The organism is Pseudonocardia oroxyli, assembly GCF_900102195.1.
GTDB classification, from domain to species: Bacteria; Actinomycetota; Actinomycetes; order Mycobacteriales; family Pseudonocardiaceae; genus Pseudonocardia; species Pseudonocardia oroxyli.
The window spans coordinates 240,711-260,094 of record NZ_FNBE01000005.1; the positions used below are offsets into that span (position 1 = coordinate 240,711).

Genomic DNA, 19,384 nt, shown 5'->3' on the forward strand with positions numbered 1-19,384 from the left:
TTTACGGTCGCCATCCCGCCGGGAGCAGGGCATACCCGACGAACGCCACCACGTCGATGAGCGCGTGCGCGAGCACCAGCGGCCACAGCCTGCCGGTGCGCTGCCAGTACCGGCCGTAGACCAGGCCCATCACGATGTTGCCGACGAACCCGCCGATGCCCTGGTAGAGGTGGTAGGCCCCGCGGACGACGGAGGTCGCCACCAGCGCCCGCTCGGCCGACCAGCCCAGCTGCCGCAGGCGGGTGAGCAGGTACGCGACCCAGATCACCTCCTCCGCCCAGGCGTTCGCCAGCGCGGACAGGACGAGGACGGGGGTGCGCCACCAGACGTCGTCGAGCGTGGTGGGGGTGACGTCGAGCGCCACGCCGAGGGCGCGGGCGACCAGGTAGAGCCCCAGCCCGGGGATGCCGATCAGCGCGGCGAGGCCCAGGCCGTCCCGGACGTCCCGCAGGCGGCGGGTGCCGTCGAGCCCGAGGCGCCGCAGCGCGAACCCGGCCCGCAGCAGCAGATAGGCCCCCAGCGCGCCCCACCCGAACAGCTGCAGGGCCCGGACCAGCTGCAACGCCAGGTCCACCAGGTCCGCCTGCGCGGCCGGGGCGTTGAGTGCGACCTGCTGGTCCGCGAGCGGGACGGGGGCGAGTAGCGAGTCCAGCAGGGACAGGGCGCTGCGCAGCGCGGAGAGCCCGACGGTGACCGTCAGCACGACCGCGATCTCGAGGCCGATCAGCCTGCGGGCGGCCGGGTCGCGGACCTCGGGGACGGTCGACGGGGGAGCCGACAGCCAGGCGGGGAGGCGCACGGCGGCAGAACGTACCCTGGACGGCGTGTGGCGCGTGGTCCTGTCCCCGAAGTGGATCCTCTGGCACCTGCTGGCGATCCTCGCGGTGGCGACGTGCGTGGTCGCGGCCGTCTGGCAGTGGGACCGGGCCGGGTCCGCGCTGGGGTCCGCGCTGAACGTCGGGTACGGCGTGCAGTGGCCGATCTTCGCGGTGTTCTTCGCCTACATGTGGTGGCGGTTCCTGCGGATGGACCTGCAGGAACACCGGGCGGCCGCGGTGGCCGTGGAGCCCGAGCCGGAGACGGTTACCGCCGTGGCCCCGTCCCCGCAGGCCCCCGAGGGGCCCGCGCCGTGGGAGACCCGGCGCACCGTGGCCCCGATCGACGAGTCCGACTCCCCGGCGCTGACCGAGTACAACCGGATGTTGGCCGCCCTCGCCGCCGACGACGTCTCCGACAAGCGGTAGAATTTCCGTCGTGAGCAGCCCCATCAGGTCCTCGGCCGCCCCGCGTCCCGCCGGGTTCCGGCTGCCGCTCTACCGGGTGTGCGCCTGGGTGACCGGCATCGGGCTGATCACGCTGGTGTTCGTGGCGATGCCACTGAAGTACATCTGGGACATCCCGGGCCCGGTCGCGGTCGTGGGCATGCTGCACGGCTTCCTCTACATGGCCTACATCGTGGCCACGCTGATCCTCGCCGAGCGCGCACGGTTCACCCCGGTCTTCGCGGTGCTCGTGCTGCTGGCGGGCACCATCCCCGTCGCGAGCTTCGTCGCGGAGCGGAAGGTCACCAGGCTCGTCGAGGAGCGCGAGCGTCAGCTCGGGTCCGCCACCTGACGGAACGGGCAGCCGACCAGCAGCCCGAGCTGCACGCGCAGCTCCTCGGCGGTCGTCGCCTCCTGCTGCCAGGCCAGCCGCACGTCGTGGTCGCCCTCGGTGGTCTCCACGCGCAGCCGCAGCCCGCAGCGGTCCACGCCCAGCGGCCGCACGCGTGCGCCCAGGGTGTGCCGCAGCGGCGCCGGGAGGTGGCGGGCCAGGGCGTCGAACACCTCGGGATGGGCGTCCTCGAGGTGGGAGAGCCAGTGGTCCTCGATGCGGCAGAACGGGTCCGGGCGCGCGGCGGCCAGGTCGACGGGGGCGAGCGCGGCGGTGCCCTCGGCGTCCGCCAGCACGGCGGAGCTCGGGCAGAGCTTGACCAGCGTGGCGCCGTGGCCCAGGTCCAGCAGCGCGGGGTGCGGGGCCGCGTCGGCGACCTGCAGGGCCGCGCGCTTCGCCGTGCCCGCGTCCGGGATCCGCAGCCAGCCGCTGACCCAGAGCAGGGCGCGGATCGGCTCGCGCAGCGGCACGGGCGCGTGGTCGGACACCTCGAGCATCACCGGCAGCTCGCCGCGCTCGGACCCGCGGATCGCGGTGAGCACCGGGGAGTCGTCCGGCAGCAGCAGCACGGCTGAACCGTCCGCGTGCAGGTGGTGCACCAGCGGGACGACGGGTTCCGGGGCGCCCGTCCCGACGAGGGCGGCCTCCCCGCGGCGGGTCGCCACGCTGCGCGCGCGCTCCGCGTCCGTCGGGGCCGGCGGCCGCCGGAGCCGGGTCTGTCCCACTGGACACCTCCTACTTAGGTGAGGCTAAGTTAGCTCGTGGGCAGGCGACCTGTCCAGAGGCCGGTGGCGGGGCCGTGTGAACGGCGGGTTAGCGTCTCCGTCGTGACGACCGTGCCCTCGGGATCCTCCGCAGACCCGTGGCCGATCCGTCCCCTGCTGGCCGGCCTGGTGGACGACGCGAGCCTCGTCCAGCCGCGGTTGACCGCACCCAGCATCGACGCGGTGGTGGCCCGCTACCTGTCGGCGCGCGACGGCGGCTACGGCGGGATGATCGGCCACCTGGTGTGCCCCGTCTCCCGGCTCCCGCAGCTGGTCACCGAGCTGGCGCGGTCCGCGCCCGCGCGCCCGGTCGAGCTCGCGCTGGTCGTCGACACGGGGCTCGGCGCGGTGCCGAAGGCGCTGTCGACCGTGTTCTCCCGGTCCAGCCTGCTCACCCCGCGCACGGTCGAGACCGCCGCGCCCCCGGACGTCGACGCCGTCTGGCTGGAGCGCGTCTCGGAGTTCGTACCGGACGACGTGACCGCGGTCGTCGAGCCGCGCCGCCCGCACGACGGGACGGACGTCGAGGCCTGGCTGGAGGCCGTCCAGAAGGTCGCCGAGCACGGCTGCACGCCGAAGCTGCGGGCGGGCGGGCAGCGCGCCTCGGACGTGCCGACGGTGGACGAGGTGGAACGCTTCCTGGAGGTCACCGTGGGCGCGGGGCGCGGGTTCACCGCGATCGGGCTGCGCGAGGCCGTCCGGCCGGCTCCCGAGACCGCGGGCGACCGCGGCAGGCACGGCGTGCTCAACCTGCTGCTCGCCGTCGCCCGGATGCTGGGCACCGGCGGCGAGGGCACGGTCGCGGAGGCCCTCCACGAGACCGATCCCCGCAAGCTCGCCGCGGACGCCGAGGCGCTCTCGGACCGCACGGTCGACGAGGTGCGCGGCCGCTTCAGCTGCTGCGGCCTCGACCCGGACCCGATGTCGGTGAGCGAGTTCGCCCGATTGGGCCTGCTGTGACGCGGATCGGCTTCCTCGGCCCGCACGCGACGTTCACCGAACAGGCCCTGCTGTCCCTGCCCGAGTCCGAGGGTGCGGAGCTGGTGCCGCTGCCGGGCAACCCGGCCGTCCTCGCCGCCGTGCGGGAGGGCACCGTGGACGCGGGCTGCGTACCGATCGAGAACAGCGTCGAGGGCGCCGTGCCCCCGGTGCTCGACGGGCTGGTGCTCGACCCCCCGTTGGTGATCACCCGCGAGGCGCTGGTCGGGGTGCGGTTCGTGCTGGTGGGGCGGCCGGGCACGGCGTTGGCCGCGGTGCGGACCGTGGCCTCGCACGGGCACGGGATCGCCCAGACCCGCGGCTGGATCGCCGCGCACCTGCCGCAGGCCGAGGTGCTGGTCTCCACGTCGACGTCCGAGGCCGCCGCCCAGGTCGCCCGCGGCGAGATGGACGCCGCCGCCTGCTCGCCGCTCGCCGCGGCGCAGCACGGGCTCGAGATCCTGGCCGACGACATCGCGGACAACCCCGGCGCCGTCACCCGGTTCGTGCTGGTCGCGGCCCCGGGGCGAGTGCCCGCGCCGACCGGGCACGACCGCACCACCCTGGCGCTCACCACGGAGAACCGGCCCGGGTCGCTGCTGGGTCTGCTGACCGAGCTGGCCGTGCGCGGGATCGACCTCACCCGGATCGAGTCCCGGCCGATCAAGGACCGGCACAACGACTACTGGTTCCACCTGGACTGCAGCGGACACGTCGCGGACCCGGCGATGGGCGAGGCGCTGGCCGCCCTGCACCGCCGCGCCGACCGGGTCCGCTTCCTCGGGTCCTTCCCGCGCGCGGCCGGAGCCGCCGGGCCCGCCACCGGCGCGGGCGACGGCACGGTCCCGCCCCGCGGGGCGTCGTCCGCGGCCTACCGCGCCGCGGAGCACTGGTTGGCCGACGTGCGGAACGGAGTGCAGGTATGACCCCGGAGGAGCCCGAGCTGGACGAGCTGCGGCTGGTCCTGCTGCGCCACGGGCAGACGGACGCCAACGTCGCGAAGGCGCTCGACACCGTCCCGCCCGGGGCGCCGCTGAACGAGACCGGCCGCAGCCAGGCCTCCGTCGTGGCCGAGCTGCTCACGGACTGGCCGGTCCGCGCCGTGCACGCCTCCCGCGCGATCCGGGCGCGGCAGACCGCCGAGCCGGTCGCGCAGGCGCACGGGCTGGCCGTGACCGTCGTCGACGGGGTGCACGAGATCTTCGCGGGCGAGCTGGAGGGCCGCTCCGACAAACCGGCCCGCCGCGACTTCGACGAGACCTACGACGCCTGGTGGGGCGGTGACCTGTCCCGCTCCCTCCCGGGCGGTGAGTCGGCGCTGGACCTGCGCGCCCGGTTCCTGCCCGCCGTCGAGCGGATCGTGGACCAGACCGAGCGCGCCCACGGCCCCGGCGGCGCGGTCGTGCTGGTCAGCCACGGCGCCGCGATCCGGCTGGCCGCCGCCGCGCTGATCGGCGACACCGCCGAGACCCGCTACGTGCCCAACACCGGCCGGGTGGTGCTGCGGCGGGACAAGGGCACGGACACCGGCTGGGCGCTGGAGCTGTGGGACAGCGGCCCGAGCCTGGAAGGCGACGTGACGGCGGGCGCGGCCCCCGAGGCGCACTGAGCCCGTTCGGCCCACTGCGCGCGCTGAGCCCGTTGACGCTTGGGACGCCCGAGCGTCGCTGAGCGGTGCTTGGGCGTCCCAAGCGTCACGGGGCATGGTGCTTGGGCGCCCCAAGCGTCACTGGGCGGTGCTTGGGCGTCCCAAGCGTCACGGGGTGGGGCGGCCGGCGGCACGGGGGCGGCGGCGCGGTTCAGCCCCAGCCGAGCTCGTGCAGCGTCTCCTCGTCGATGCCGAAGTGGTGCGCGATCTCGTGCACCACGGTGATCGCCACCTCCTCGACGACCTGCTCCTCGGTGTCGCAGATGTCGAGGATCGCCTCGCGGTAGAGGGTGATGCGGTCCGGGAGGACGCCGCCGTAGTCGCTGTGCCGCTCGGTCAGCGCGATGCCCTCGTACAGGCCCAGCAGCGCGCCGTCCTCGGGGTTGCGGTCCTCGACCAGCACCACGACGTTGTCCATCGCCCGGGTCAGCGCGGGCGGGATCTCGTCCAGCGCGTCCGAGACGAGCTCCTCGAACCGCGCCCGCCCGATCACGGGGCGACGGGCGGCGCCGGAATCTCCGGGATCGCGGGCGGGGCGGGGGCCTCCGACGGCGCCGGGCCCGACGTGGGCGCCGGGCTCGGCGTCTCGCTCGGCGCCGGGGTGGCGCTCGGGTCGGCGGTGGGCGCGGGCGTCGACGTCGGCGGCGCGGGCACCCCGGCCTGCGGCGTCGAGGTGGCGGGCGGGGCGGCCTGGTCGCTCACCGCGACATCGCCCTTCGCGGTCCCGGTGACCGGCGCGAACCCGCTGCGGTCCGGAAGCAGCGCGGCCAGGTTGCAGTTGACCCGCCGGGTGCCGGCGTTCCACGAGTCCTCGGTGACGTTGTCCCAGTACACGGTGAGCTTCTTGTCCGCGATGGCCTGGGCGCCGCCCGCGTAGTCCGCCGCGATCCGGCTGCACTCGGGCTGGAGGAACCCGTCCTGGTCGCCGACCGCCGGGAAGCCCTCGGGGAACTTCTGGGACAGGTCCACGATGCCGACGGCCTCGACCGCGTGCGGTCCCGCGCAGTCGATCGGGTCGCCGACGCGGCGCTCGTCGATCGCGAGGCAGGTCCCGGGCTCGAACACCCCGGACTGGTCCTGGTCGACCGCCTTGCCGGTGAGCGGGTAGAGCGCCCCCGACCGGGACGCGGACTGGACGCCGCAGCGGAGCTCGCGATCGCCCGCGTCCCACTTCTTCTGCGACGGCTTGAGCGCGCCGACCCGGAACCGACCGTTCGGGTCGAACTTGCCGCCGAGGTACTGCAGCACGACCGGCGAGCACCGCTCGTTGACGAGCCTGCGCATGGTCGCGTCGTCCGGTAGGGCCTGCTGGTCGGCCAGCTGCGCGGTGCCCGCCTGCTCGAACAGGTGCGGCTGCGCGCAGTCGACGACGGTGGTGTCCGCCGCGTCCGGCCGGGACCAGTTCAGGCAGGTGCCCGGGGTGGTCGGCGGCGGCGGGATGTCCTCGATGTCCGCGGACGTGCCGTGCGGCGACGGCAGCGCGGCGATCGTGCCGAGGACCGGGACGGTGGCGCCGGCGACCGTGTCCAGGGTCGCCACCCCGAGCATGACCGCGGCGCCCACCAGCACGGCCCCCACGATGCGTCGCGCCTGGCGGCGTCCGGGCAGTCGGGGACCTTCCGGAGGCCGTGGCGCTTCTTCCGTCTCGGCGACGCGATGGGGGGAGCGGTCGCGGGACGGGGTGAAGAGCTCGTCCATGTCGGCGCTCATCTTGCCTGCCCCGATCGAGCGATCTCGGAAGGGTGGGGGTGTGGCGCGGTCGCCGGTCGTGCCGGCGCGGCGAGCGTTCGTTGTGGACCCGTTATCGTGGGCCGACACGCCGGGAGGATACGGTGCCCGCGTGGGGGGAGAGCGATGAGTGTGAACGGCGGAGACGACGGGGACACCGGTCCCCTCGAGTCGGTCGGCTCGGCCCCGCAGCGCGGCCGGATGTCCCAGCAGGACGGCACGACCGCGCCCCGTGAACCCACCCTCGCCGAGAAGCGCGCCCGCGAGCAGGGCGCGCGCCGCCGTGCGGAGGAGGCCCGCCTCGCCGAGGAGGAGGCCGCGCGCAAGAAGAAGCGCAAGCGGATCCTGATCGGCTCCGGCGTGGTGGTCGGCGTGGTCGCGCTGATCGCCGTCGGCTACGCGGTGGCCTCGGACGACGAGGACATCGAGGCGCGCTGCGTCGACGAGAACAACGTCGTGGTGGACGACTCGAACTGCGTCACCCCCGCCTCGAGCAGCGGGAACACCTACTACGGCGGCGGCGGCTTCTACCCGATCTTCATCGGGGGCGGCGGCGGCCAGTACCACTACAACTACGGCGGCTCCGGCAACGTCGGGCAGGTCGCCTCCGGCGGCACGACGACGGTGCCCAGCACCGGAAACGTCCGCACCCCCTCGGGCAAGTCGATCTCGCGCGGCGGCCTCGGCGTGTCGAGCGGGTCCTCCTCCAGCGGGTCGAGCGGCACGTCGGCGGGGTCGGGTTCGTCGTCGTCGGGGTCGTCGGGTTCCTCCAAGGGAAGCAGCGGGAGCTGAACGGTGCGCCGTGAACGCGGGGCCGCGCGCCCCGGCTGGCAGCAGACCGTCCGCGAGCAGGGGCTCGTCTTCGACGCCCCCGGTCGCTACGGGGACGGCGGAGCGCGCCCGTACTGGGACGAGTCGGTCCACTACGTCTTCGAGATGGACGAGATCCTCTCCCTCGAGGCGGACGTCGAGCTGCTGCACTCCATGTGCCTGGAGGCGGTCGACCACGTCGTCACCACCGAGCGGTTCCGCGACTTCGCGCTGCCCGAGTGGTGCTGGGAGCAGGTCGCGGCCTCCTGGCGGCGGCACGATCCGCACGTCTACGGCCGCTTCGACCTGCGCTACTCCGGGGACGGCCCGGCCAAGCTGCTCGAGTACAACGCCGACACCCCGACCACGCTGCTCGAGGCGTCGATCCTGCAGTGGTACTGGCTCAAGGACACCCACCCGAACGACGACCAGTGGAACTCCCTGCACGAGCGGCTCGTGGAGCGGTGGGGCGAGATCAAGTCGTCGCTGCCGAGCACCGAGGTGCACTTCACCTGGTCGGGCGGTGACTCCACCGGCGAGGACCACATCACCGTGGGCTACCTGCAGGAGACCGCGGCGGAGGCCGGCCTGGACACCGTCGGGCTGCGGATCGAGGACCTGGGCTGGGACGTCGACCTGGACCGCTTCGTCGATCTCGCCGAGTCCTCCATCCAGTCGGTGTTCAAGCTGTACCCGTGGGAGTGGATCCTCACCGAGGACTTCGGCAAGCACGTGGTCCGGAGCATCCCGGACACGCTGTGGATCGAGCCGCTGTGGAAGTCGATCCTGTCGAACAAGGCGATCCTGGCGATCCTCTGGGAGATGTACCCCGGGCACCCGAACCTGCTGCCCGCCTACCTGAACGATCCCGGGCTGCTCACCGAGTACGTGCGCAAGCCGCTGCTGGGCCGTGAGGGCGCGAACGTCGACATCGTGGCGCCGGGCTCGCAGGTCTCCACCGGCGGCGTCTACGGCGACGAGGGGTACGTCTACCAGCTGTTCGACCCCCTCCCCGAGTTCGACGGCTTCCGCCCCGCCCTCGGCGCCTGGCTGGTCGGAGACGGCTCGGCGGGTCTGGGCATCCGCGAGACGGCGGGCCTGGTCACCGACGACGGCGCCGCATTCGTCCCCCACCGCATCCCCGACTAGCTCCCCGGACCCGTGAGGAACTCATGACGCTCGCCCTGGACGCCACCTACTTCGGCCTGCTCGGTCGCGGGGTTGGCGCGATCCTGCTGTACGCCCTGCTGGGTGCGTTGCTGATGCTGCTCGGGTTCTGGGCCATCGACATCACCACGCCGGGCGCGCTCAACCGCCTGGTCCGCGACGGCAAGCCGGGCGCCGTGGTCGTGACCTCGGCCGGGATGATCTCGATGGCGTTCATCGTGGTCACCGCGATCTGGACCTCGTCCGGGCTGCTCGCCGAGGGCCTGCTGTCCTCGCTGGTCTACGGCCTGGTCGGGATCATCGCGCAGGTCGGTGGCGTGCGGCTGCTGGAGTGGGTGACCGGCATCAGGATCGGCGAGGTGCTGGCGGCGGACGAGCTCAAGCCCGAGGCCTGGGTCGTCGCCGCCACGCACGTCGCGCTCGGCCTGATCGTCGCGGTCGCCGTCATCTGATCCGCGGCTGCGCCGCCCGTGCGCGGTGAGTGGTGCCAGAGCATTACTTACCGCTCACGACCGCGGGCGGCGGCGGGCTACGACCACGACCAGGGCCGCCGCCACGCCGACCACGGTGGCGAGGATCCGGTCGGCCAGCAGGTCGCCCGTCGGGGCGGGGTGCATGATCGCCCCCACGACCAGGGCCAGCGGCGTGATGCAGACCAGCGCCAGCCCGTAGTTGCGCAGGATCAGCAGCTCCGCGGCGGTCTGCAGGAGCACTGCGGCGAGCACGACCGACCAGGGGGGCAGGTCGGCGGCGAGCAGCGGCCAGGCGACGAGGAGCCCGACCGCCGTCCCGGCGACCCGGTGGACGCCGCGGGCCAGCCGGTGGGTCGTGTGAGCGGCGGCGAGCGGGACGACCGCGCCGATGAGCACCCAGTACAGGTGCTCGACCCCGACCAGCACGGCCACCGGCGCGGCGAGCGCGCAGGCCAGGAGCACGTCCAGGAGGTCCTCCCGGGTGGCCCGGGCGGGCCGGACGACGAGTGGCCTGCGGGCCCGGACGTGGGTGGGGAAGACGGCACCCGCGCTCCCGACCAGCACCGAGAACGCGGCGGTGCCCGCGGTCGTCGCGAGGATCGCGGCGGCGGCCCCCGCGGACTGCGCCGGTGCCCCGGCGAAGGCGCCCGCCGCGAACACGAAGAACAGCGGCCCGCCCGGCTTCCAGTCGACCATCCCGCCGATGACGGTCGCGGCGCAGGCGAGGGCGACGAGCACGGCGAGCTCGAGCCACGGGGCGCCCGGCAGGTGCGCGGCCACCAGCCCGATCCCCACGCTCGCGGTGAGCAGGGTCCCCGTGAGCGCCTGCACGGCCGAGCGCGCCGGGACCGTCAGGTCGCGGCCGTAGATCGCGGTGAACGCGCCGAACGCCGCGGCTCCCAGCAGGTCGACCCGGCCCAGACCGAGCAGCACGAGCATCGGCACCCCGACCGACACCGCGCAGCGCAGGGCGGGCCGGTGGGCCCCGGCGTGCGGGGCGACCCGGACCAGCTCACGGACGAGCGTCACGCCATACTCCTTTCACCGGTGTACCAAAGTAGTACACCGGTGAAAGAAGGTGGAGGATGGGTGACGCGGTCGACGTCATCCGGGTGGCGTGGGCGCAGCGGCGACCCGACCTGGACACCGAGCCGATCGCCGTCGTCGGGCGGATCATGCGGGCCGCCCGGTACCTGGAGGCCGCCGCGGACGAGCGGCTGGCCGCGGTCGGGATCACGCGCACCGAGTTCGACGTGCTGTCCCAGCTGCGCCGCAGCCCGGTGCCGCTGCGACCGGGCGACCTGACCGCCGGGGTGGTGGGCTCGCCCGCCGCGACCACCAAGCGGCTGCACAAGCTGGTCGGGGTCGGCCTGGTGACCCGCTCGACCGACCCCGAGGACGCCCGTGCCGCCCGGGTCGGCCTCACTCCGGCGGGGGAGGCGCTCGTCGACGCCGTGCTCCCGGAGCAGCTGGCGGCCGAGGCCGAACTCTTGTCGATCTTCACGCCCGAGCAGCGCGGGGCACTGGCGGACCTGCTGCGGACCGCGTTGGCCGCCTGGGAATCGTGACCGGATCGGCTAATCTGGTCACGTGGTCATGCCGGCGGGAAGCACCGGGGAGTTCGTCGACGGCGTCCGGCTGCTGCGGTCCGCCCCGGCCGCGGAGGGCACGCCCCTGCTGCTGATCCACGGCGGCGGGACGGACGACGCGGCGATCTCCTGGTTCCACGCGTTCGCCGAGTTCGGGGGCGAGCGCCCGGTCGTCGCGCCGGACCTGCCCGGGTTCGGTCGCACGGCCCTGTCGCCGGTCGGTGGCCCCGCCGCGCTGGCGGACGTCGTGGCCGGGCTGGGCCTGGGGCGGGCGGTGGTGGTGGGCGTGTCGATGGGCGGTGACGTGGCGCTGCACCTCGCGCTGCGGCACCCGGAGTCGGTGGCGGGGCTGGTGCTCGTCGCCCCGGGCGGGCTGGTCCCGATGCTGCGCAACCCGGTCGTCCAGCTCGCGGCGTGGCTCGCCTCCCGGCTGCCCGACGCCGTGCTGGTCCCGCTGGCGCGGCTGGCGGGCCGGTTCGCACGGCAGGCGGTGCGGGGCATGGTCGCCGATCCGTCCACCCTGCCGCCCGAGGTGGTGGACGAGTTCGTCCGCGAGGCCCGACGCCCGGGCCTGGGCTACGCCCGCTACAACCAGGCCACCCTCGGGCCGCGGAGGATGCGCAACGACCTGTCCGCGCAGGTCTCGGCGATCACCGCGCCCACCCTGCTCCTGCACGGCACCGCGGACCCGATGGTGGACATCGACGGCTCCCGCCGGGCCGCGGCCGCGATGCCGCACGCCCGGCTCGTGGAGGTCGAGGGCTGCGGGCACTGGGTCCAGCTCGAACGCCCGGAGGTGTTCGCGCGCGAGGTCCGGGCCCTCCTCGCCGAGCTCGCCTGACTCAGTCCAGCGCCGCGATCGCCGGGACATAGGCCTCCGGCGGGGGCATGCGCTCCAGCTCCGCGCGCACCTCGCGGGCGTTGGCGGCGAGCTCGCCGTCGACCACCAGCCGGTGCAGCGCCTCGGCGGTGACCCGCCCGGCCAGCCCGGCGCCGCGGCGCGCGATCAGTTCGGCGTTGTGCCTGCGGTCGCCTGCGCCGGGCACCCCGAGCTGGGGGACGCCCGCGCTCAGCGCGCCGACCGACGTCCCGGCGCCGCCGTGGTGCACGATCGCCGCGCACAGCGGCATGACGTCCGTGAGCGGCACCCAGCCGACGGTCCGGACGTGCGGTGATCCCTCGGCGCGGCGCGCGGTCCGGGGATCGGGGCGGACCAGCACGATCTCGGCGTCGACCTCCGCTGCGGCGGCCACGGCGGCGGGCATCGGGTCCCCGCCCGGCCCGGCCACGGTGGAGCGGGACACGAGGATCCGGGGCGGGCCCGAGGGCACCTTCAGCCATTCCGGGATGTCCCCGCCGCCGCGCTGCACCGGTCGCATCGGCTGCCCGGCCCGTTCCCCGACCACGCTCGGCGGCCCGGTCGTGAGCAGGACCTGCGGCGCGGGCAGCCCGCGGTCCTCGAGCCCGTGCCTGCGCAGCGCCCGCTGCATGATCTTCGACCCCGCCGTGACGCGGACCAGCGCGGGCCCGTCGAACAGCGAGTTCTCCAGCAGCACGGTCGGCAGGTCGTGCCGGGCCGCCGCCAGGGCGCCCGCCACGGCGAGGGGCTCGTGCACCACGACGTCCGGCCGCCACTGGTCCACCACGGTCACCAGGGAGTCCGCGAGCTCCTCGTTCACCGCACCGAACAGCCGCGCGACCATGCGGGTCCCCGCCCGGCCTGCGAGCTCGGCGCGGGCGTCGAGCGGGTGGGCGGCCATGACCCGGGCGGCGATCCGCGGCAGCGACACGTCCCGGGCCACGTCGATCACCGGGAGCTCACCGGTGTCCGCCCCCATCGCGTCCCCACCGGTGGCGACGAGCACGTCGTGACCGGCCTCCCACAGCGCCTCCGCCAGCGGCAACATCGGGAGCAGGTGCCCGGTGAGGGGCGCCGACACCACGAGCACGCGCATGCTCCGTAACCTACCCGTGTGGAGGCGCCGCGACTGGTCGCCAGCGACGTCGACGGCACGTTGCTGGGTCCCGACCACACCGTCAGTGCCCGCACCGTGCGCGTCGTCGGTCGCGTGGTCGCGGCCGGAGTGCCGTTCGTGCTGGTCACCGGCAGGCCGCCACGGTGGATCCCGCCCGTGGCGGCGCAGCTCGGCGTGGTCCGCTACGCGGTCTGCGGCAACGGCGCCGTGCTGTACGACGTCGAGGCGGACCGGATCGTCTCCGCCCGCACCCTGGGCGTCGACGACCTGGAGCGGGTCGCGGCCGCGGTCGCCGAGGCGCTGCCGGGGGCGACCATCGGCGTGGAGCGGGTCGGGTCGGTGGCCGAGGACGACCACTTCGTCGCCGAGCCCACCTACGAGCACGCGTGGCCCGGGGTGGGCCCACCGACCGAGGCGCGGCACCTGCTGCTCGGGCGCCCCGCCGTGAAGATGCTGGTCCGGCACCGGGAGATCGGCAGCGACGCCATGCTCGCCGCGCTCGAGCCGCTGGTCGGCGACTCGGTGGACCTGACGTTCTCGCACCCGGGCGGGCTGATCGAGGTGGCCGCCGCGGGTGTCACCAAGGCGACCGGGCTGGCGGAGGTGGCGGCGCTGTACGGCGTCGCACAGGCCGAGACCGTGGCGTTCGGCGACATGCCCAACGACCTGGCCATGCTGCGCTGGGCCGGACACGGCGTCGCGATGGGCAACGCCCATCCGGAGGTCGCGGCGGCGGCCGACGAGGTCACCGCGACCCACGGTGACAACGGGGTGGCGTTGGTGCTGGAGCGGTGGTTCTGACCTGGGTCGAGAGCCCGGGACGGGGCGTCGCGGCAGGTGCGCGGGTCGACCCCGCGTAGCATGACGCGCCGTAACAGCCCGCAGACCGGCGCCCGCGACGCCGAGCCGTCGCCGCGCGAGGAGGCCCGTGTGACCGAGCGGACGCTCGACGAGCCCGCCGTGGTCCCTGGTTCCGCCCCTGGTTCCGCCGCACCCGTCGAGGTGCGGATCCTGGCGGGCGTGCAGGAGGCCGTGGGACGGCCCGAGGCGGTGTCCGTCGCCCGTGGCATGTCCCATTTCGGCGAGCACGCGCTCGGTTGGTTGGCGATCGGTGCCGTGGGCGCCGCCGTGAACCACCGAGACCGCCGCCGACGACGCGAATGGGTGCTGTCCGCGGCGGCCGTCGCGTTCGCGCACGGCGCCTCCATCGGGGTCAAGCGCGTGGTGCGCAGGCCCCGCCCCGACCACCCGTCGGTCCGTGTCCTGGTGGGCACGCCGAGCCGGCTCTCGTTCCCCTCGTCGCACGCCACCTCCACCACCGCGGCCGCCGTGCTCTACAGCGGCCTGCTGAGGTCGAGGGCCCCGCTCGCCGTCGTCCCCGCGATGGCGTTGTCCCGGCTGGTCCTGGGCGTGCACTACCCCACAGACGTGGCGACCGGCACGGCGCTCGGCGCCACCGTCGCCCTCGCCGCCCGGCGGCTGATCCACAGGAGCAAGCACTGATGACGAGCACCGACGTGCCCCCGACCGTCGAGCAGGTCCCGGAGCGCTCGCCGCTCGGCCTCGCCCGCGGGGTGCTCAAGACCATGCGCCCGCGCCAGTGGGTGAAGAACGTCCTGGTCCTGGCCGCGCCGTTCGCCTCCGGGGACCTGTTCGAGGGCGCCGTGGCGATCAAGCTCGTGATCGCGTTCGCCGCGTTCTCGCTGGCCGCCTCCGGGGTCTACCTGGTCAACGACGCCAAGGACGTCGAGGCCGACCGCGCCCACCCGACGAAGCGGAACCGGCCCATCGCGGCCGGGATCGTCCCGGTCCCGGTCGCCTACGCCGTGGCCGTGGTGTCGTTCGTGGCCGCGATCGCGCTCGCGCTGCTGGCCTCGCCGCAGCTGCTGATCGTGCTCGGCGTGTACGTGGCGGTGCAGCTGGCCTACTGCTTCTGGCTCAAGCACCAGCCGGTCCTCGACATCTGCATCGTCGCCTCCGGCTTCCTGATGCGGGCGATCGCCGGTGGCGTCGCCGCGGGCATCCCGCTCTCGCAGTGGTTCCTGCTGGCCGCCGGGTTCGGCTCGCTGTTCATGGTCTCCGGCAAGCGCTACGCCGAGATGCTGCTCGCCGAGCGCACCGGCGCGAAGATCCGCAAGTCGCTGGAGGCGTACTCGCCCTCCTACCTGCGCTTCGTCTGGGGCCTCTCGGCCACCGTCCTGATCATGACCTACGGGCTGTGGGCCTTCGAGATCCGCGAGGCCCACCACAACTCGATCTGGTCGATCATCTCCATCGTCCCCTTCGTCGTGGCCGTCCTGCGCTACGCCGTGGACGTCGACAACGGCGACGGCGGGGAGCCCGAGGACATCGCCCTCGGCGACCGGGTCCTGCAGGTGCTGGCGCTGGCCTGGGTGGCGATGCTGACCCTGGCCGTCTACCTGTAGCGGCTCAGCCCGCGAGGAGCGCGGGTGCGGTGAGCTTCCGTGCTCCCGACCGCACGCCCACGAGCATCAGCGCCACCACCACGGCCGGGGCGACGACCTGGGCGATCGTGGCGGCCAGGACCGGGGGCAGCGGGAGGAACAGGATCGGGACGTAGAGCGCGGTGCCGACCGCCCACGCGAGCGTGGCGGTCCGGCTCGCGCGCAGGGCGACCAGGACGGCCTGCAGGATCTGGGCGGCCATCATGCCCAGGGTCCCCGCGCAGAGGGCGGCGGCGTACCCGCCCGCGATGGGGACGGGGGCGTCGAAGAAGGTCTGTGCGGCCCAGGACCCGCCGATCCACGCGGCGAGGATCCCGAGCCCGCCGACGACGCCGACCAGCCCCAGCGCGATCCCGGTCTGCCGGCGCAGCGAGCCGCGGTCACCCGCGGCGGCCGCGGCGGAGAGACCGGGGATGAGGAGTGCCTGCACCGGGCCGAACAGGAAGAGCGGGGTGCGGGCCAGCACGAAGAGCGAGGCGAACGCGGCCGCGGTCGCGGCGTCCGTGACCAGCCGGGACGCCACGACGACCGGGGCGAGGTTCGCCACCAGCAGCGTCAGGCCCGAGGCGGTGGCCAGCAGCCCGACCTCGCGGCCCAGCCCGCGCCGGTCGACGGGCGGCGAGGGCAGGTCCGCCCCGGTGTGCCCGCGCATGCCCGCGACCGTGACCAGCGCCGCGAACCCGGCCCCGACCACGAACGCGAACCCGAAGAGCACGGGCTCCGCGGCCCCCGCGAGCACGAGCGCGGCGCACGGGAGCAGCCTGCCCAGACCCTCGGCGCCCAGGGTCGCGCTGTACCAGCCGAACCGGCGGGCGCCCGCGTAGAGCCCCCGCAGGGTGTAGACGGCGGCCGCGCCGACCACCGAGACGACGACCGCGACGAGCAGCGCCCACGACCCGGCGAACACCCGGTCGACGAGCACCGGGGACAGCAGGAGCAGGGCGGCGGCCACCACGACGGCCAGCCCCGCCGCCACCTGGGACGCGGACCGCACCACCGGGCCGATCCCGTGCCCGGCGGCCTGCCGCGCGCTCACCTCGCGGTTCGCCGCCTGCTCGACGGCCACGAACAGCCCCGGCCCGACGATCGCGACCACGAAGTACACCGACGACACCGCGGTGAAGCCCTGCGGATCGAGCGCGTGACCGGCGAGGGCGAGGAAGACGTAGGCGGCCGCCCCGAGCAGCAGCATGCCGACCCCGACGACCGCGGCACCCGAGAGCCGCGTACGCATCCGGGCCAGCCGATCCATGCGCCGCAGCGTACGGGGCTGCGGGCCGTCCTCGGGCAGCGGCTACTCTCCCCCGGTGACCACGGACCTCGACGTCGTCATCCCGGCCTACGGGGACGACGCCCTGCTCCGCGAGGCCGTCGAGAGCGTCCGCGCGCAGGACGACCCCCGCTGGCGGCTCACCGTCATCGACGACGGTGCCGACCGTTCCCCGGAGCTCGGCTCGTGGCTGGGGGACGATCCGCGCGTCCGGTACCTGCCCAACCCGGTCCGCCTGGGCATCAACCGCAACTTCCAGCGCTGCCTCGACGAGGCGACCGGCGACTGGGTGATGCTGCTCGGCGCGGACGACCGGCTGCGTCCCGACCTCGTCGGCCGTGTCCACGCGATCACCGCCGAGCACCCGACGGCGGCGTGGCTGCACACCGACGCCCTCGTGATCGACGGCGCCGGGGAGCCCGTCACGCCGCTGGCCGACCGGGTGAAGGCCCGCACCAAGCTCACGGTCACCGGCGAGACCCGGGTGACCGGCGGCGAGGAGCTGGCCACCTCCCTGCTCCACGGCAACTGGATGTACTTCCCGAGCTGTGTGTTCCGGCGGGGGTTCGTCGGCGCCCACGGCTTCCGCGAGGGCTACGACATCGTCCTCGACCTGGACCTCTACCTGCGCATGCTGCTGGCGGGCGGGGAGTGCGTGCTGCTGCGCGAGCCGGGCATCGAGTACCGCAGGCACGCCGCGAGCCTGTCGAGCTCCGGCGCGGTGGACGGGACCCGGTTCGCCGAGGAGACCGCGTACTTCGCCGAGGTGGCGGCCGAGCTGGCCGCGCGCGGCTGGAACCGTGCCGCGCGGGCGGCGCGCTGGCACTGGACCTCCCGGGCACACGGCGTGGCGACACTGCCCGGGTTGCTCCGTGCGGGAGAGTTCGACACGGCCCGGCGCATCCTGGGCCTGGCCGTGAGCACCCCACGAGTCGCCGCCGAGGCACGGAGGAGCACGCTGACATGACGACCTCGTCGACCGTCGAGGCCGAGCCGGAGGCCGCACCGCAGGCCGTCGAGCTGTCGGTCGTGCTCCCGTGTCTCAACGAGGCCGAGACCCTCGAGACCTGCATCCGCAAGGCGCAGCAGTCGATCGCCGAGCTGGGCGTGGCGGGCGAGGTCGTCGTCGCGGACAACGGGTCCACGGACGGCAGCCAGGAGATCGCCCGCGGCCTCGGCGCCCGGGTGGTGGACGTGCCGCGGCGCGGGTACGGCGCGGCGCTGATGGCCGGGATCGAGGCCTCGCGCGGCGAGTACGTGCTGATGGCGGACGCGGACGACAGCTACGCGCTGGAGAACCTCGGCGGCTTCCTCGAAGGCCTGCGCGGCGGCTCCGACCTGGTGATGGGCAACCGGTTCAAGGGCGGGATCGAGCCCGGCGCCATGCCGTTCCTGCACAAGTACCTGGGCAACCCGGTGCTGTCGATGCTCGGCAGGCTCTTCTTCCGGATCCCGGTCGGGGACTTCCACTGCGGCATGCGGGCCTTCCGCCGGGATCGGCTGCTCGAGCTGGGCCTGCGCACGTCCGGCATGGAGTTCGCCTCGGAGATGGTGGTGCGCGCCTCGCTCGCGCACTTCCGCATCACCGAGGTCCCCACCACCCTGCGGCCGGACGGCCGCACCCGGGCCCCCCACCTGCGCACCTGGCGGGACGGCTGGCGGCACCTGCGCTTCCTGCTGGCCTTCTCCCCGCGCTGGCTCGTCTACTACCCGTCGCTGGCCCTGCAGATCATCGGGCTGATCGGGATGGTGTGGCTGGCCGTCGGGCCGGTGACCCGGATGGTCGGGGACGTCGGGTTCGGCATCCACTCCATGCTCGCCTTCGCCACCATGTTCGTGGTCGGCACGCAGGGGGTGGGGCTCGCCGTGATCGCCCGCTCGTACGCCGCGCACCTGAAACTGCTGCCCCCACCGTCGGAGAAGTTCGAGCGCATCTTCACCCGGCTCTCCCTGGAGAAGGGTCTGGTCATCGGCGGTCTGCTGATGCTGCTGGGCATCGCGGCCTTCATCGCGGCCGTGACCTCCTGGGGTGCGAGCGGCTTCGGCGCCCTGGACGTGGTGCAGTCCATGCGCATCCCGATCGTGGGGATGGTCCTGTGCGTGACCGGCTTCCAGCTGGTCATCGTCAGCTTCACCCTGAGCCTGACCCGCATCGGCGAGGACTGAGCCCGGGTCCGCCGGTTCCGCAGCGGACGGCGCCGCCCCGACGGGCGGTGACCCGGCGCACGTCGAGCTCAGGTGCGGCGGTATCCGAGCAGGTAGTTGTTCCGGTGCGGTGGGATCCGGGCCTCGAGGACGAGCTCGTCGGCGAGCCGGGCCTTCATCGCCGCCGGCGTGACGTGCGAGATCCGGTCCCCGGTGATGTAGCGGTCCGCGAGATGGCAGGCCAGGTGCACCGGCCCGCGGGTCGGCTCCCACTCCTTGATCGCGTAGTGCCCGCCCGGTGCGGTGAGCGCACGAACGTCGGCGAGCACCGCGTCGCGATGCTCCGGTGGCACGTGATGGATCACGTCCACGACCACGACCAGGTCGAACGGCTCGGGCTCGGTGGCGCGGAAGCTCGTGGAGTCGATGCCGGCGAACCGGGCCCGCGCGGCATCACCCCGGAACAGCCGACCGGGCTCGGCGGAGACGTCGATGCCGGTGTACTCGGCGTCCGGGTAGCGCTCCAGCAGCCGCTGCGCGGCGCTGCCGTCCCCGCAGCCGACCTCGAGGATCCGCTTCGCGGGGAAGGCGCTGGCCAGCACGGCCGCGCAGTCGTCCAGGTTGAGGAACAGCGACCGGTAGGCGTCGGCGGCCGGGATCTCGAGGCGACCGAGGCGGGTGCGGACGGCGGGACCCAGGGGCACGGTCCCGGACAGTA

General features: G+C 74.3%; 23 protein-coding genes. 15 read left to right on the forward strand and 8 right to left on the reverse strand.

Features of this window, described 5'->3' with window-relative positions:
- Position 1 precedes the first annotated feature (1 nt).
- A complete protein-coding gene (locus BLS43_RS10170) occupies positions 2–799 on the reverse strand; it encodes a CPBP family intramembrane glutamic endopeptidase (RefSeq protein ID WP_176921255.1) in 798 nt (265 codons plus the stop codon).
- 25 nt (positions 800–824) lie between these two features.
- Between BLS43_RS10170 and BLS43_RS10175 the strand changes: the two genes are divergently transcribed.
- Together BLS43_RS10175 and BLS43_RS10180 are read left to right on the forward strand one after the other, a co-directional pair.
- Complete coding sequence (locus BLS43_RS10175) at positions 825–1,244, forward strand: hypothetical protein (protein ID WP_093080973.1); 420 nt, start codon at positions 825–827, stop codon at positions 1,242–1,244.
- Between the two features lie 10 nt (positions 1,245–1,254).
- Complete coding sequence (locus BLS43_RS10180) at positions 1,255–1,614, forward strand: DUF3817 domain-containing protein (protein WP_093080978.1); 360 nt, start codon at positions 1,255–1,257, stop codon at positions 1,612–1,614.
- Here the strand turns inward: BLS43_RS10180 and BLS43_RS10185 are convergent.
- A complete protein-coding gene (locus BLS43_RS10185; RefSeq protein WP_093080983.1) occupies positions 1,593–2,378 on the reverse strand; it encodes a DUF2470 domain-containing protein in 786 nt (261 codons plus the stop codon). The genes BLS43_RS10180 and BLS43_RS10185 overlap by 22 nt on opposite strands.
- 102 nt (positions 2,379–2,480) lie before the next feature.
- Here BLS43_RS10185 and BLS43_RS10190 point away from each other — a divergent pair, with 102 nt between their 5' ends.
- From BLS43_RS10190 to BLS43_RS10200, 3 genes are read left to right on the forward strand one after another with little or no spacing between them, the layout of a single operon-like run.
- The gene (locus BLS43_RS10190) at positions 2,481–3,377 is read left to right on the forward strand and encodes a hypothetical protein (RefSeq protein WP_093080988.1); all 897 of its coding nucleotides are present in this window, start codon (positions 2,481–2,483) and stop codon (positions 3,375–3,377) included.
- On the forward strand, positions 3,374–4,321 hold the full coding sequence (pheA, locus tag BLS43_RS10195) for a prephenate dehydratase (protein ID WP_093080993.1): 948 nt from the start codon (positions 3,374–3,376) through the stop codon (positions 4,319–4,321). Before BLS43_RS10190 ends, pheA begins: the two co-directional genes overlap by 4 nt.
- Positions 4,318–5,004 (forward strand): histidine phosphatase family protein, encoded by a 687-nt coding sequence (locus BLS43_RS10200; protein ID WP_093080997.1) that lies wholly within the window; start codon positions 4,318–4,320, stop codon positions 5,002–5,004. Before pheA ends, BLS43_RS10200 begins: the two co-directional genes overlap by 4 nt.
- Positions 5,005–5,194: 190 nt before the next feature.
- Here BLS43_RS10200 and BLS43_RS10205 read toward each other — a convergent pair whose 3' ends face one another.
- Positions 5,195–5,533 carry a metallopeptidase family protein gene (locus BLS43_RS10205; protein WP_245707417.1) on the reverse strand — a complete coding sequence of 113 codons (339 nt, stop codon included), beginning with the start codon at positions 5,531–5,533 and terminating at the stop codon, positions 5,195–5,197.
- The gene (locus BLS43_RS10210; RefSeq protein WP_176921256.1) at positions 5,533–6,612 is read right to left on the reverse strand and encodes a septum formation family protein; all 1,080 of its coding nucleotides are present in this window, start codon (positions 6,610–6,612) and stop codon (positions 5,533–5,535) included. The genes BLS43_RS10205 and BLS43_RS10210 overlap by 1 nt, the downstream gene beginning before the upstream one ends.
- A gap of 285 nt (positions 6,613–6,897) precedes the next feature.
- On the opposite strand from BLS43_RS10210, the gene BLS43_RS10215 reads away from it, so the two are divergent.
- The 3 genes from BLS43_RS10215 to BLS43_RS10225 are packed head-to-tail and all read left to right on the forward strand — an operon-like array spanning position 6,898 to position 9,200.
- Positions 6,898–7,563 (forward strand): hypothetical protein, encoded by a 666-nt coding sequence (locus tag BLS43_RS10215; protein ID WP_093081007.1) that lies wholly within the window; start codon positions 6,898–6,900, stop codon positions 7,561–7,563.
- Between the two features lie 3 nt (positions 7,564–7,566).
- Positions 7,567–8,730, forward strand: a complete 1,164-nt coding sequence (locus BLS43_RS10220) for a glutathionylspermidine synthase family protein (protein WP_093081011.1) — start codon at positions 7,567–7,569, stop codon at positions 8,728–8,730.
- Positions 8,731–8,753: 23 nt separating this feature from the next.
- Positions 8,754–9,200 (forward strand): DUF350 domain-containing protein, encoded by a 447-nt coding sequence (locus BLS43_RS10225; RefSeq protein WP_093081015.1) that lies wholly within the window; start codon positions 8,754–8,756, stop codon positions 9,198–9,200.
- Between the two features lie 54 nt (positions 9,201–9,254).
- Here BLS43_RS10225 and BLS43_RS10230 read toward each other — a convergent pair whose 3' ends face one another.
- Complete coding sequence (locus BLS43_RS10230) at positions 9,255–10,250, reverse strand: FUSC family protein (RefSeq protein ID WP_093081019.1); 996 nt, start codon at positions 10,248–10,250, stop codon at positions 9,255–9,257.
- 56 nt (positions 10,251–10,306) lie between these two features.
- Between BLS43_RS10230 and BLS43_RS10235 the strand changes: the two genes are divergently transcribed.
- The gene (locus BLS43_RS10235) at positions 10,307–10,789 is read left to right on the forward strand and encodes a MarR family winged helix-turn-helix transcriptional regulator (protein ID WP_093081023.1); all 483 of its coding nucleotides are present in this window, start codon (positions 10,307–10,309) and stop codon (positions 10,787–10,789) included.
- Positions 10,790–10,817: 28 nt separating this feature from the next.
- Positions 10,818–11,651, forward strand: a complete 834-nt coding sequence (locus BLS43_RS10240) for an alpha/beta fold hydrolase (protein WP_093081374.1) — start codon at positions 10,818–10,820, stop codon at positions 11,649–11,651.
- A gap of 1 nt (position 11,652) precedes the next feature.
- Here BLS43_RS10240 and BLS43_RS10245 read toward each other — a convergent pair whose 3' ends face one another.
- Positions 11,653–12,765 carry a glycosyltransferase gene (locus BLS43_RS10245; RefSeq protein WP_093081028.1) on the reverse strand — a complete coding sequence of 371 codons (1,113 nt, stop codon included), beginning with the start codon at positions 12,763–12,765 and terminating at the stop codon, positions 11,653–11,655.
- An 18-nt stretch (positions 12,766–12,783) separates the two neighbouring features.
- Here BLS43_RS10245 and BLS43_RS10250 point away from each other — a divergent pair, with 18 nt between their 5' ends.
- The 3 genes from BLS43_RS10250 to BLS43_RS10260 are packed head-to-tail and all read left to right on the forward strand — an operon-like array spanning position 12,784 to position 15,212.
- A complete protein-coding gene (locus BLS43_RS10250; RefSeq protein WP_093081032.1) occupies positions 12,784–13,587 on the forward strand; it encodes an HAD family hydrolase in 804 nt (267 codons plus the stop codon).
- 60 nt (positions 13,588–13,647) lie between these two features.
- Positions 13,648–14,289, forward strand: coding sequence for a phosphatase PAP2 family protein (locus BLS43_RS10255; RefSeq protein ID WP_093081036.1), 642 nt, complete (start codon positions 13,648–13,650; stop codon positions 14,287–14,289).
- The gene (locus BLS43_RS10260; RefSeq protein WP_093081039.1) at positions 14,289–15,212 is read left to right on the forward strand and encodes a decaprenyl-phosphate phosphoribosyltransferase; all 924 of its coding nucleotides are present in this window, start codon (positions 14,289–14,291) and stop codon (positions 15,210–15,212) included. The genes BLS43_RS10255 and BLS43_RS10260 overlap by 1 nt, the downstream gene beginning before the upstream one ends.
- A gap of 4 nt (positions 15,213–15,216) precedes the next feature.
- On the opposite strand, the gene BLS43_RS10265 is transcribed toward BLS43_RS10260, so the two are convergent.
- Positions 15,217–16,503, reverse strand: coding sequence for a hypothetical protein (locus tag BLS43_RS10265; protein WP_143029997.1), 1,287 nt, complete (start codon positions 16,501–16,503; stop codon positions 15,217–15,219).
- Positions 16,504–16,558: 55 nt separating this feature from the next.
- On the opposite strand from BLS43_RS10265, the gene BLS43_RS10270 reads away from it, so the two are divergent.
- Positions 16,559–17,488, forward strand: a complete 930-nt coding sequence (locus BLS43_RS10270) for a glycosyltransferase family 2 protein (protein ID WP_176921257.1) — start codon at positions 16,559–16,561, stop codon at positions 17,486–17,488.
- Positions 17,485–18,687, forward strand: a complete 1,203-nt coding sequence (locus tag BLS43_RS10275) for a glycosyltransferase family 2 protein (RefSeq protein ID WP_093081053.1) — start codon at positions 17,485–17,487, stop codon at positions 18,685–18,687. Before BLS43_RS10270 ends, BLS43_RS10275 begins: the two co-directional genes overlap by 4 nt.
- A gap of 68 nt (positions 18,688–18,755) precedes the next feature.
- Here BLS43_RS10275 and BLS43_RS10280 read toward each other — a convergent pair whose 3' ends face one another.
- A complete protein-coding gene (locus BLS43_RS10280; RefSeq protein WP_176921258.1) occupies positions 18,756–19,370 on the reverse strand; it encodes a class I SAM-dependent methyltransferase in 615 nt (204 codons plus the stop codon).
- Positions 19,371–19,384 lie beyond the last annotated feature (14 nt).